The following is a 12,114-nucleotide window of genomic DNA, read 5'->3' as shown; positions in this document are numbered from 1 at the left end:
CGAGCGCAAAAATAAACCGCTCATTCATACCGTTTCTTTATCAACAATCAGGGACTAACGTGGACGATTTAAGGGAATTCGCACAGCTGTTTCCGGCGTGGTGGTTTGGGGCACTGGGCGTGTTGGGGTTGATTGTTGGCAGTTTTCTGAACGTGGTGATTTACCGCTTGCCGATTATGCTGGAGCGTCGCTGGCGGCAGGACATCGAGCTTGAAACGGGCGTGGCCGATTCCGATCCTGATACGCGCTACAACCTGTGGTGGCCGCCTTCGTCTTGCCCGCACTGCCAGCAGGCTATTGCGGTAAAAGATAATATCCCGCTATTCAGCTGGCTGTGGCTGCGCGGCCGATCCCGCTGCTGCCATCAATCGGTGTCTGTGCAATATCCGTTAGTGGAAGTCATCACCATGCTGGTTTTTCTGGCGGCAGGTTTGCTCTGGTTACCCGGTATGGCGCTGTGGGGGGCGTTGATCCTGCTGTCATTCCTGCTGGTGCTGACCGTTATTGATATAAAAACGCTGCTGCTGCCGGATGTGCTTACGCTGTCGCTTCTGTGGATGGGGTTGCTGTTTAATCTGTCGGGGACATTTGTTTCACTGAACGATGCCGTAGTCGGCGCGATGGCTGGTTATTTATCTCTGTGGCTACTTTATTGGGCATTCAAATACGCAACGGGCAAAGAAGCGCTGGGGTACGGTGATTTTAAGTTGCTGGCTGCGCTGGGAGCCTGGCTGGGCTGGCAGGCATTGCCGAATCTGGTTTTGGTGGCAGCGTTGAGCGGTCTGGTCGTGACTCTCATCTGGCGCGGGTTGCGTAAAGAGGATACGACTAAACCGCTGGCCTTTGGCCCCTGGCTGGCAATCGGCGGGGTGTTCGGCGTGATAATGAACGGATTCAATCTGTAGAGAATGACAAAGGCAATACGAATTATCGGCTGAATAATCGTCGGCTGAACATAGATCGGCAGGCATAAAAATAGGCTGAGGGTATAAATACCATCAGCCTTTTTTATCTTTATCTGTGTGTGCCCTTCAATGAATAAATCTTTGCCGGGCAAATGACAGGTTATTCTACCATCAGCATAAAGGTACTCACCCAAACGACTAAACAGAATGAGATACCCATAAAAAAATACTTCACCGATTTATTCTCCAGCAGAAACCACGCCAGCAACGATCCCGATTGTGCGTTTTATTATGGAAGGAAATAATTACGCTGCCGGTTATATCACCGAAGGGTAATCTTTCCCGTTGTCATCACCAGAGTCACACCAGTTATGACGGGATCGGCGCTAAATCTACGCCCAGTGAGGGGGGGAATTCAAGAGGTCCAGAAACTATATTTTCAAAATAGCATTAAAAAGCGTTGAGCCGTTTCACAGGCTGAAAAAACCGGGGGGATTCGAGTGAAAATAGCCCCTCAATCTCCCCGATTCTTGACGCTGTTATCGTCGGTTTTGCGCCTGCTGGATAGGCTTTCATTTTTAGGCCGTAGGCCTAATCCCGCCACCCCATCGCGGGCGCGACATGTTTCAGGATTGATTCGATCACATGCGCATTGTAATCCACGCCCAGTTGGTTCGGCACCGTTAGTAATAGCGTATCCGCTTCAGCAATCGCTTCATCCTGTTTTAACTGTTGGATGAGCGCGTCCGGCTCGGCGGCATAGCTGCGGCCGAAAATCGCGCGCGTGTTTTCATCCAGAAAACCTACCTTGTCACTATCGTTACTGCTTCCGCCGAAATAGGCGCGATCGCGGTGATCCATCAATGCAAAAATACTACGGCTGACGGAGACGCGTGGTGCGCGCGTATGACCCGCCTCAGCCCAGGCGGCTCGATAGGCACGAATTTGCTGTGCCTGCTGGATATGAAAAGGTTCGCCCGTTTCATCATCTTTTAACGTGGAGCTTTGCAGGTTCATGCCCAGTTTCGCTGCCCATACTGCCGTGGCATTCGATCCGGCACCCCACCAGATTCGTTCACGTAACCCATCAGAATGAGGTTCCAGACGCAAAAGGCCTGGCGGGTTTGGGAACATAGGTTGTGGATTTGGTTTTGCAAACCCCTCGCCACGTAACATATCCAACAGCACTTCGGTATGACGCCGTGCCATGTCTGCTTCCGATTCTCCTTCTGTCGGCTGGTAGCCAAAGTAGCGCCAGCCATCGATCACCTGTTCCGGTGAGCCACGGCTGATGCCGAGCTGCAAGCGTCCGCCAGCGATCAGATCGGCAGCGCTGGCGTTTTCAGCCATGTACAGCGGATTTTCGTAGCGCATGTCGATGACGCCAGTTCCAATCTCAATGCTTTTGGTTTTTGCCCCAATCGCGGACAGCAGTGGGAAAGGCGAACCCAGTTGGCGGGCAAAGTGGTGCACCCTGAAATAAGCGCCGTCAGCACCCAGCTCTTCAGCGGCAACGGCAAGGTCGATAGATTGCAGTAGTGCGTCAGCCGCCGAACGTGTGCCAGACTGCTGTGATGGTGACCAGTGGCCGAATGATAAAAAGCCGATTTTCTTCATAGGGTATTTATCCTTATATTCAGGCAAAAATTTAGTACATTCGCCCTGTACAGCAAAGTGCTACAGATTAAGTAATAGAATCACTCTACGTGATTAATACTGAGAATAAATATGATTTTTTTAACGTAATAATTCAGTTTATCTGACTAATCGTTCGCAGAATAAATATCCGGTTGAGCGGGTGATTTTTTGATTTTATCTCGTAATAAACCGTCTGTTATTTAGGTAAAAGCACTACCCATGCTTATCTACCCCCAAATCGGTATCCAAATATTATTATGAGCGAGATCAGTATTTTCTTTGTCGCTAGCGCTGTATTATTTTATATATAGCGAAAATCAGGATACCACCATGATAAAGAAATTTGGCTACACGCTGTGGATTGCCGGGCTGTTTTTAGTGTTTTCCAATGCCTGGGCGGCGCGTCAGGTGACCGACCAACTCGGGCGCAATGTAACGATTCCCGACCACGTTAATCGCGTGGTGGTGTTGCAGCATCAAACCTTAAATCTGCTGGTGCAATTGGATGCACAAGAGAGCATCGTGGGGGTGCTTTCCAGTTGGAAGAAACAGCTGGGCGAGCATTATGTGCGGCTGGCTCCGCGTCTGGTGGATTTGCCAATGCCGGGCGATCTCACGCAGGTCAATATCGAAAGCCTGCTGAAGCTGTCGCCGCAGGTGGTTTTTGTCGCTAACTATGCGCCGCCTGAAATGATTGCGCAGATTGAGCGGACAGGTATTCCGGTCGTGGCGATTTCGCTGCGTCAGGATCAGCCGGGAGAAGCCGACAAAATCAATCCTACGATGAGTGATGAAAACACGGCGTATAACGAAGGGCTTAAGGCAGGGATTCGGCTGATTGGTGACGTCGTTGAGCGTCAAAAACAGGCGGAAGCGCTGATCGACTATACGTTTACACAGCGGCAAAACGTGAGTGTGCGTCTGGAGTCGATTCCAGAAGAAAAGCGAATCCGCGTGTATATGGCTAACCCAGATCTGACAACCTACGGTTCAGGAAAATATACCGGTTTGATGATGTCGCATGCGGGAGCGCTGAATGTGGCGGCCGCTTCGATAAAAGGCTTTAAACAGGTATCGATTGAAAATGTGCTGTCCTGGAACCCACAGGTGATTTTCGTGCAGGATCGCTACCCGGATGTCGTGACACAGATCGTCAACGCTCCGGCCTGGCAGGCGATTGATGCGGTGAAACAGCATCGCGTGTATCTGATGCCGGAATACGCCAAAGCCTGGGGTTACCCGATGCCGGAAGCGTTAGCGATTGGTGAACTGTGGATGGCGAAAAAGCTATATCCTGAACGCTTCGCCGATATCGATATGCAAAAAGCGGCCGATGCGTATTACCAACGCTTCTACCGTATGGACTACCGTGCGGACGCCTCTGCGGCACAATGAGTTATCGCACCTATCAGATCACGCTGCTGACGGTGGTGGTATCCACGCTGTTGATTGCCGTGTGCTCACTGGGGATAGGGCGTTTTAGCTTATCCCCGTGGCGCATCGTCCAGATCCTTGTCGAGCCGCTGTCTGGCAACGATCTGCTGTTCGGAAAAAAACCGTTGCTTGGGGATATCGAACGGCAAGTGGTGTGGAGTGTGCGCTTACCCCGCGTGTTATTAGCCTGGTGTGCAGGTGCGGCGCTGGCGCTGAGCGGGGCTACGCTGCAAGGTGTTTTCCGTAACCCGCTGGTCGATCCGCATATCATCGGCGTGTCCGCAGGCGCGGCCTTCGGTGGCACGTTGGCGATTCTATTAAGCTGGACGCCACTGCTTTTACTGCTGTCTGCGTTTACGTTCGGCATGCTGGCGCTCTTGCTGATTTTCATGATGGCTGCCGCATTCGGCAAACAGAACGTGCTGATCCTGATTCTGGCTGGCGTTATCCTCAGCGGCTTTTTCGGTGCGTTGGTCAGCCTGATGCAATATCTGGCGGATACCGAAGAGAAGCTGCCGAGCATCGTTTTCTGGCTGTTAGGCAGCTTTGCTACCGCACACTGGAACGCGCTGATGACCATGGCGGTGCCATTAGCCCTTGCGGGTGGACTACTGCTGCGGCTGCGTTGGCACATCAACGTGTTGTCGATGGGGGAGCAGGACGCGCGTGCGTTGGGTGTCGCCGTACAGCCCTTGCGCTGGCTGATTTTGAGCTTGTGTGCCGCGATAGTCGCCGCGCAGGTGGCGGTCAGCGGGAGTATTGGCTGGATTGGGCTGGTGATTCCTCATGTCGCACGCATGCTGGTGGGGGCCGATCATCGTCGCTTGCTGCCAGTGTCGCTGTGGTTGGGTGGGGGCTTTATGGTGCTGGTGGACGATCTGGCGCGGAATCTCAGCGAGGCGGAGATTCCGCTGGGTATTCTGACGGCGCTACTTGGCGCGCCACTTTTTGCCGTGCTGTTATATAAAATGCAGCGGCAGGGTAGAGGACGCTAGCATGCCGACCATCAGGTTATCGACAGAAGAATTGGTGTATGGCTACCAACAGGGGCAGGGCTTTTTTTCACCGTTGAATCTGTGCTGTCAGGAAGGGGAAATTACGGCGATTCTGGGCGCGAACGGCAGAGGAAAAACGACACTGCTGAATACGCTGATGGGGCATTTGTCGTCGCTTTCCGGGACGATCCAGCGCGATGGATACATTGGTTTTGTGCCGCAGATATTTACGCCGCCGTTTTCTTATAGCGTTCTGGATATGGTGCTGATGGGGCGTGCGGCGCGTGTTCGGCTGTTTGCCATGCCTTCTGCGCATGATATCACCGTAGCCCTGAATGCACTGACCATGCTGGGAATTGCATCCCTTGCTGAATGTGAATTTAGTTCGTTGTCCGGCGGGCAGCGACAGCTCGTGCTCATCGCGCGTGCGTTGGCCTCGGAGTGTCAGGTGCTGATTCTGGACGAGCCGACGGCGGCGCTTGATGTGCAAAACCAGGCGCAGGTACTGCGGTTATTGAAGCATCTGGCTAAAACGCAGCGTTTGAGCATTCTTCTGACCACACACGATCCCTCTCACGCGTTGGCCATTGCCGATCGAGCACTGCTTCTGATGGATAACCAGCACTATCTTTATGGCCGCTGTGATGAGGTTGTGACGGAGGATAACCTGTCGCGGCTGTACGGCATTCCGATGCGGCAGGTCTGCGTGGAGATCGCACCGCAGCCGTATTATGCGCTGATACCGATATTGACCATGACGGAGCCACTATGACTACCCCCCTTCGCCTGTATGCAGCTGGCAGCCTGCGCCTTGCATTCGCTCCGCTGTTGGCGACGTTCAGCGAACGTTATGCGATAGACGTGATGCCGACTTTCGGCCCGGCGGGGCTGCTGAGTGAAAAAATGATGCACGGCGATGCGGTGGATATTTTCGCCTCAGCGAATTGCGCGCACCCTTTACGCTTGAGAGCGCTGGGACTGGCGGAGGAAACCACCGTATTTACGCGCAACCACCTTTGTATAGTGATGCGTAACGTACCGGAGCTGACCACGCAATCCTGGCTGATGGCGCTGCGTGACCCGCGTTTTGTGCTTTCAACCTCAACGCCCGGCAGCGATCCCAGTGGGGATTATGCGTTTCAACTCTTTGATCGCATCGAACGTTTGCATTGGGGGTGGGGAAATCAATTGCGCGACAAAGCAAAACCGCTGGTGGGCGGCGGGCTTGACCATGCCATTCCGGCTGGCATGACGGCGGGAAGTTACCTGATTCGGACCGGACAGAGCGATATGCACATTGGCTATGCCAGCTATCTTCCGTTACTGCTCAATCAACCGGATCTGCATGTGGTTCATTTACCCGATCTCTATCGTATTGATGCCGAGTATATGCTGGCCGTTATGAAGCCTGCCCGGCGTGAGGCGCGGCTGCTGGCGAACTACCTTTTATCTCCTGAAGGACAAGGTTTTCTGGTGAGCGAAGGATTCGCCTCGCTGTTTTAGTTGCAGAGTGGGAGGTAAATCGGTCAACGATGAGGAACTCTGCTATGATTGCGGCATATCTGCGCCGCTTTTTAGCACGGCGTCACCTTCCGTTATCTCGTCCTTGGTAGAGTAATCACTGTGAGTACAACCTCTTTTTCTTCCCTCGCGCTGCCCGCAGAGCAGTTATCCAATCTTAATGAACTGGGCTATACCGACATGACGCCAGTCCAGGCGGCAACGTTGCCAGCCGTTCTGAGCGGCGCAGACGTGCGGGCCAAGGCGAAAACCGGTAGCGGCAAAACGGCGGCATTTGGTATTGGGCTGTTGGATCGTATTGTCGTGAGCGATTTTACCACGCAGGCGCTGGTGCTGTGCCCAACGCGTGAGCTGGCCGATCAGGTCAGCAAAGAGTTGCGTCGTCTGGCGCGTTTTGCACAAAACATTAAAATTCTGACACTGTGCGGTGGTCAGCCGATGGGCCAGCAGCTTGATTCGCTGGTTCATGCTCCGCACATTGTTGTCGGGACGCCGGGCCGTATTCAGGACCATTTACGCAAGCAGTCGCTGTCTCTGGATAGCCTGAAAGTGCTGGTGCTGGACGAAGCGGATCGCATGCTGGACATGGGCTTTACTGATGCGATTGATGATGTGATTTCCTACACGCCGTCCGATCGTCAAACCCTGTTATTTTCCGCGACGTACCCGGAAGAGATCGAACAGATCAGCGCACGCGTTCAGCGTCAACCGCAACGTTTCGAGGTTGCGGACGGTGTAGAAGAGTCGGCTATTGAACAACGTTTCTATGAGACAACGAAAGATCAGCGCCTGCCGCTGTTGATTGCCATTTTGGGCCATTATCAGCCTGCGTCCTGCGTGGTGTTCTGTAACACGAAGCGTGATTGCCAGAGCGTATTTGACGCGCTGGACATGCGTGGGATTAGCGTATCCGCGCTGCATGGTGACCTGGAACAGCGCGATCGCGATCAGGTTCTGGTGCGTTTTGCTAACCGCAGCTGTCGTGTGTTGGTGGCAACCGATGTTGCGGCTCGCGGCCTCGATATCAAAGAGCTAGAGCTGGTCGTGAATTTTGAGCTGGCTTTCGACCCTGAAGTTCACGTTCACCGCATTGGCAGAACGGGCCGCGCCGGTACGAAGGGGCTGGCGGTGAGCCTGTGTACACCACAGGAAATGAACCGCGCTAATCTGATTGAAGATTATCTCGGTATGCGCATTAAATGGACACCGTCGGATGAGATTATCCGCAGTGGCGAGGTTGCGCTCGAACCTGAGATGATGACGCTGTGCATTGATGGTGGCAGAAAAGCCAAAATTCGTCCCGGTGATATCCTAGGGGCGTTAACCGGCGATGCAGGATTAACGGCAGCGGAAGTGGGGAAAATTGATATGTTTCCGATGCATGCCTATGTGGCAATCCGTAAAGCCAGCGCCAAACGTGCGTTGCAGCAGCTCCAGAAAGGCAAAATCAAAGGAAAAAGCTGCAAGGCCAGATTGTTAAAGTAACCGGTGGCTGATATACCAGACAGAAGGGGCTCGGGTAACTGACAGGAGTGTTAAGGGCGGATGCAGGCAACAGAAATCGATCGGCGGCTAACGGAAGTGAGCCAGCAGCTAACGATGGTGCTAGTGCCGGGATTGCGGGACAGCGATGATGAACACTGGCAAAGCCATTGGGAACGGCGTTTCCCTCACTGGCATCGTATACGTCAGCGGGAATGGTATCAGGCCGATCTGGATCGCTGGGTGTTGGCGATCCGTCGTGAGCTTAGCGTCTGTACACAGCCCGTGATTCTGATCGGCCACAGCTTTGGCGCACTGGCTTCCTGCCATGTGGTGCAGCAGGGTCAGGAAGGGATTGCTGGTGTGATGTTGGTGGCACCTGCCGAACCGATGCGCTTTGAGATTGACGATCGCATTCAGGCTGCACCGCTGTCTATTCCGACGCTGACATTTGCCAGTCATAACGATCCACTGATGAGTTTCACTCGCGCCCAATACTGGGCGCATGCATGGGACAGTGAACTGGTTGATGTTGGTGAAGCAGGGCACATTAATGCAGAAGCAGGATTTGGTCCCTGGGAATATGGACTGACAAGATTAGCTGAGTTTTCAGAAGCACTCGTTGCTAATCGTTAATCGGCCAGTTTCCATCAAATAATAATCTTACAGTATTAAGATTGCGTTATATCTTTCTTTAATGCCAGGGCAATGAATAAAGTTGTCTTGGCATTTATTTTTTATTAAGCCAGCTCTTCTTGATCGCCTGAGCCATGCAGCATTTCCTGAATCTGCTGATAAACTTCGGCAGCAGACAAATTGCTGTAGGATGTTTTACTCTCGAAATGCAATACCTGTTCTCCATCTGAACCATGAAGTGCGCTTATGAATGCCAGGTCTTCTTGCGTGATACGTTGCCCGGTAAAGGCATCAAACATTTCAGAATTTCCATCCGGGTACTTAATCACGGAAATGAGCTTGCCGTTGTACAGAGGAATACCTGTCGTCGCCAGAGAGTATTCTGCTGCGGCTTTCTGCTGTGCTTTGATCTGTTCAGGCGGTGGGGTATCGTTCTCTGCGGCTGCACGTTTCTTTTGGGAAGACAGCGTGACTTTGGTGCTCTCGTTCGAGCCCGGCATATTTTGAGAATCTGAGTTTGTTGATGTGTCTGCTTTATTCCCCGGACTGATGGCTGCAACGACAGTCGGGTTGGCGGCCGCGCCAATAGCAGGCATGGTTGCCGGGGTAGTTGCATTCACGAGTTGAATATCTGGAATCACCACAGTATAACTCCTTCTTATATCTATTTAATGCTGGTAATGATTTTACCAGTGAGTTACTTCAGTGTGTTAAAACCATATACGTTAATACCGCAATCGTTGAAATTCAGGTCACCAACACCAGCAGGATAATTATCTTTCGTGAAAATGGATCAATCTGCTGGGGATAATTTCCTATTATTCAACACTATGACGTTAACGAAATGGCTCAGTGAAAACACGGTTAATGTAAAAAAGTATTTATGCCAAACACTATTTATGCAAAACGAAATTGCATTAAAAAACACCCTATCGGAAAAGGTATCGGCTGTTTTTTCTGCTTCATTAATATCCAAAAGGTATAAGATTTAACTTTTTGATTACCAATTTTGCGAATTTATGTGACCAAACATCCCCATTTTTAAAAAATATAACGCTATCATAGTATTAGTGTGATGCAGTGATAACCCGTTCCCCATATCTGCTCTACAAGCGCTGGGGAACGCGATACACTGTTTTCTTGTTTTTTCCCTGTTAAGAAGTGCTATGCCCAGTATTAAACTGACGGTTAATTATTTGTATCGGCAAGCCGGCGAAGTGCGCAAAGCCTCGCAGGCAACGGCCCGCGTTTTTGTTGGTGATGAACTCATCGCCACGGAGGTGATTACCGGTATGACGGAAAGCCCAGTCGATAAGTATTTGCACCACTTAGTGCGAGAAGCGCAGCCAGTACGTGTCGAATGGGATTGCGAAGACACAACAGCCATGACGGTGTCTGAGGTAGAAATCTGCCCCTGCTGCCACCATGATTAGCCTGATATGCGAAGCCGTTTTTGAATGATTCGGTGTCATGATTGACACGCTAAAACACAACGCGAGTTGCAGATAAACCAACGTATAAGCAGCTTGAAGTATGACGGGTAGACAAGGTGAATGTATGAGAGCAGCAGTATCAACCTTAATAGCCTGTGGACTGTGGGCGGCAACATGGGGTGCGCAAGCCGGCTGGTATGTCGTGAGCAATTACGAAGGTCACATTGGGCCTTATCCGGTACATTTTTCATTGCAGAAATACAGTATTGACCAAGATAAAAACCTGCTTGGGAGCTACTTTTACGATAAATACAGAGCGCCGATCCCTCTGTATGGGCGACTCTCCGAAACCTCGCTTGAAATCTGCGAAATCCATACCCCCCAGGACTACGATAAATATATCGTTCAGGGCGTTAAGTCCGGCATCGATATGACGCACTGCCCCTTTAAATTGACCGAAGTAGGGGAAGAACTCCGCGGAGAGTGGTCAAACGGAAAGACGCATTATGATGTTAGCCTACGGCGCGTGGCATCCTTTGACGATAGCGAACAGCCCGCCAAGGTCCAAGGGCAGGTTGATATTCCTTTCTGGGGACAAACGGCGACTCACAGTTTCGTCGGCGTGTATCAAAACAGTGATGCAGGTATGGTCGTTGAGGGAATCAAGGCGATTAACAAGAAGAGCGGCAATGTCGATCAGCTTCTTCAGCCTGATTTTCAACAATGCCAGTTTGGCTTCTTCATGACTCCCATTTATATGAATATTGAAAATGGTGAAGATAATCGCAGCATCCTGCTGAACTGCTATTCCCACGGCGGAGGCGATATTCTGCTGGAATACCGTTTTGATGCGGCAAGCCAGCGTTATGATGTGGTCGGTGAGTAAGGGTAAGGGTAAGGGTTCTAACGCGTTAGGAACGTTAGCGGTTTTTAATTGATAAATACGCTGCATTATTTTGCAGGCTAAATATGTTTGTGTTCATTGTTGGAAATAAATGATTTTTATTTCCACGCCTTTCTTGTTAAAAATATTCCCGCCTTCATTTTTTATCAATATTGCGTTTTATACTCTAAATAATTCGAGTTGCAGGCAGGCGGCAAGAGAGGGAGTCCCGATGAGCTTACTCAAGTAAGTGATTCGGGTGACTGAACGCAGCCAACGCACATGCAGCTTGAAGTATGACGAGTATATATTCATTGTAACTGCAAGGGTACGAGTCCATAAAAGGGCTATTTTCTGCTAAAGGAGTGAAAATGCTTTCAGGAAAGAAAACGATCATGGCGATATCCATATTGTGTGTCGCTTTTTCTGCGCATGCGGATAATTTCTCCAAGTTGGATCAAGCGCTACCGTCGGGCATTAATGCGCTTGCGATTGCGCCGGTATTTGATTTCGACAGTGATGGCTGTTTACCCAGTGCCGGATTTAGCCGGGGCGGGATACAAAATGGTGGCTTGAAGCCGACAGGAAGTCTGACAGGCGGGTGTCGATGGGGTAACTTTCTCGACTCGTCAAATACATTGCACCGATACGCCTGTGTTGATTCCGATGGCTCTCGCTATTGTGGTAGCTTCTATGCGCTCTATTTCTTAAAAGATCAGGTATTGGGCGGTTTGAATACGGGTCATCGACATGACTGGGAACATGTTGCCATCTGGACTAAAAACGGCGCAGTAACGCACGGCAGCTTCAGTGCACACGGCAAACTGACGACGGAAGCCGCAGCAAATATCGATAAGCAGGGCGGTCGTCTAAAATTTGTGTACCACAAAGATGGGGTGTTAACGCACGCTTTCCGGTTTGCCAAAACGAATGAACAGGCGGAAAATCCTTACGGCAACTTTGTGACGCCGGATATTGTCAGCTGGTATGCGATGTCGGGTGACGGTATTAGTAACGAAGAACTGCGTAACCGATTAAATGCATTCGATTATGGTTCAGCCTCGATTCCGCTTAAAGACAGTAATTTCCTGACTAACCTGAATAATGGCCGACCAGCTGGTTACCCAGAATTTACGGCTGCCAGTTTAACGGCATCGAAATAGTTATGATGGTAAGGGAGGTGTAAT

13 protein-coding genes are annotated in these 12,114 nt (G+C 51.1%); 10 read left to right on the top strand and 3 right to left on the bottom strand.

Features of this window, described 5'->3' with window-relative positions; genetic code table 11:
* Positions 1-59: 59 nt before the first annotated feature.
* Complete coding sequence (locus EO763_RS15175) at positions 60-905, top strand: prepilin peptidase (RefSeq protein WP_161529454.1); 846 nt, start codon at positions 60-62, stop codon at positions 903-905.
* A 160-nt stretch (positions 906-1,065) separates the two neighbouring features.
* Here the strand turns inward: EO763_RS15175 and ypdK are convergent, their stop codons facing one another.
* Together ypdK and EO763_RS15165 are read right to left on the bottom strand one after the other, a co-directional pair.
* Positions 1,066-1,140 (bottom strand): membrane protein YpdK, encoded by a 75-nt coding sequence (ypdK, locus tag EO763_RS15170; protein WP_099606229.1) that lies wholly within the window; start codon positions 1,138-1,140, stop codon positions 1,066-1,068.
* 356 nt (positions 1,141-1,496) lie between these two features.
* Positions 1,497-2,522: an LLM class flavin-dependent oxidoreductase gene (locus EO763_RS15165; RefSeq protein WP_161529453.1), complete on the bottom strand. Its 1,026-nt coding sequence runs from the start codon at positions 2,520-2,522 to the stop codon at positions 1,497-1,499.
* A 351-nt stretch (positions 2,523-2,873) separates the two neighbouring features.
* On the opposite strand from EO763_RS15165, the gene EO763_RS15160 reads away from it, so the two are divergent.
* From EO763_RS15160 to EO763_RS15135, 6 genes are all read left to right on the top strand, one after another.
* Complete coding sequence (locus EO763_RS15160; RefSeq protein ID WP_161529452.1) at positions 2,874-3,938, top strand: ABC transporter substrate-binding protein; 1,065 nt, start codon at positions 2,874-2,876, stop codon at positions 3,936-3,938.
* A complete protein-coding gene (locus EO763_RS15155) occupies positions 3,935-4,972 on the top strand; it encodes a FecCD family ABC transporter permease (protein WP_161529451.1) in 1,038 nt (345 codons plus the stop codon). The genes EO763_RS15160 and EO763_RS15155 overlap by 4 nt, the downstream gene beginning before the upstream one ends.
* A 1-nt stretch (position 4,973) precedes the next feature.
* Positions 4,974-5,744, top strand: a complete 771-nt coding sequence (locus tag EO763_RS15150; protein ID WP_161529450.1) for an ABC transporter ATP-binding protein — start codon at positions 4,974-4,976, stop codon at positions 5,742-5,744.
* Complete coding sequence (locus tag EO763_RS15145; RefSeq protein WP_161529449.1) at positions 5,741-6,475, top strand: molybdate ABC transporter substrate-binding protein; 735 nt, start codon at positions 5,741-5,743, stop codon at positions 6,473-6,475. The genes EO763_RS15150 and EO763_RS15145 overlap by 4 nt, the downstream gene beginning before the upstream one ends.
* Positions 6,476-6,595: 120 nt before the next feature.
* Positions 6,596-7,978 carry an ATP-dependent RNA helicase DbpA gene (gene dbpA / locus EO763_RS15140; RefSeq protein WP_161529448.1) on the top strand — a complete coding sequence of 461 codons (1,383 nt, stop codon included), beginning with the start codon at positions 6,596-6,598 and terminating at the stop codon, positions 7,976-7,978.
* Between the two features lie 60 nt (positions 7,979-8,038).
* A complete protein-coding gene (locus EO763_RS15135) occupies positions 8,039-8,611 on the top strand; it encodes an alpha/beta hydrolase (protein WP_161529447.1) in 573 nt (190 codons plus the stop codon).
* 104 nt (positions 8,612-8,715) lie between these two features.
* On the opposite strand, the gene EO763_RS15130 is transcribed toward EO763_RS15135, so the two are convergent.
* The gene (locus EO763_RS15130) at positions 8,716-9,255 is read right to left on the bottom strand and encodes a hypothetical protein (RefSeq protein WP_103862224.1); all 540 of its coding nucleotides are present in this window, start codon (positions 9,253-9,255) and stop codon (positions 8,716-8,718) included.
* Between the two features lie 522 nt (positions 9,256-9,777).
* On the opposite strand from EO763_RS15130, the gene EO763_RS15125 reads away from it, so the two are divergent.
* The 3 genes from EO763_RS15125 (at position 9,778) to EO763_RS15115 (ending at position 12,090) form a co-directional block, all read left to right on the top strand.
* Positions 9,778-10,044, top strand: coding sequence for a hypothetical protein (locus tag EO763_RS15125; RefSeq protein WP_039492225.1), 267 nt, complete (start codon positions 9,778-9,780; stop codon positions 10,042-10,044).
* Positions 10,045-10,168: 124 nt separating this feature from the next.
* Positions 10,169-10,930, top strand: a complete 762-nt coding sequence (locus tag EO763_RS15120) for a hypothetical protein (protein ID WP_167521845.1) — start codon at positions 10,169-10,171, stop codon at positions 10,928-10,930.
* A gap of 368 nt (positions 10,931-11,298) precedes the next feature.
* Entirely contained in the window at positions 11,299-12,090 is a 792-nt protein-coding gene (locus tag EO763_RS15115) for an NPP1 family protein (protein ID WP_039492221.1), read from the top strand.
* Positions 12,091-12,114: the final 24 nt, after the last annotated feature.

Source organism: Pectobacterium odoriferum (genome assembly GCF_009931295.1).
Taxonomy (GTDB): domain Bacteria; phylum Pseudomonadota; class Gammaproteobacteria; order Enterobacterales; family Enterobacteriaceae; genus Pectobacterium; species Pectobacterium odoriferum.
Note: the sequence above shows the minus strand (reverse complement) of the source record. Positions and strands in the feature narration are given on the sequence as shown.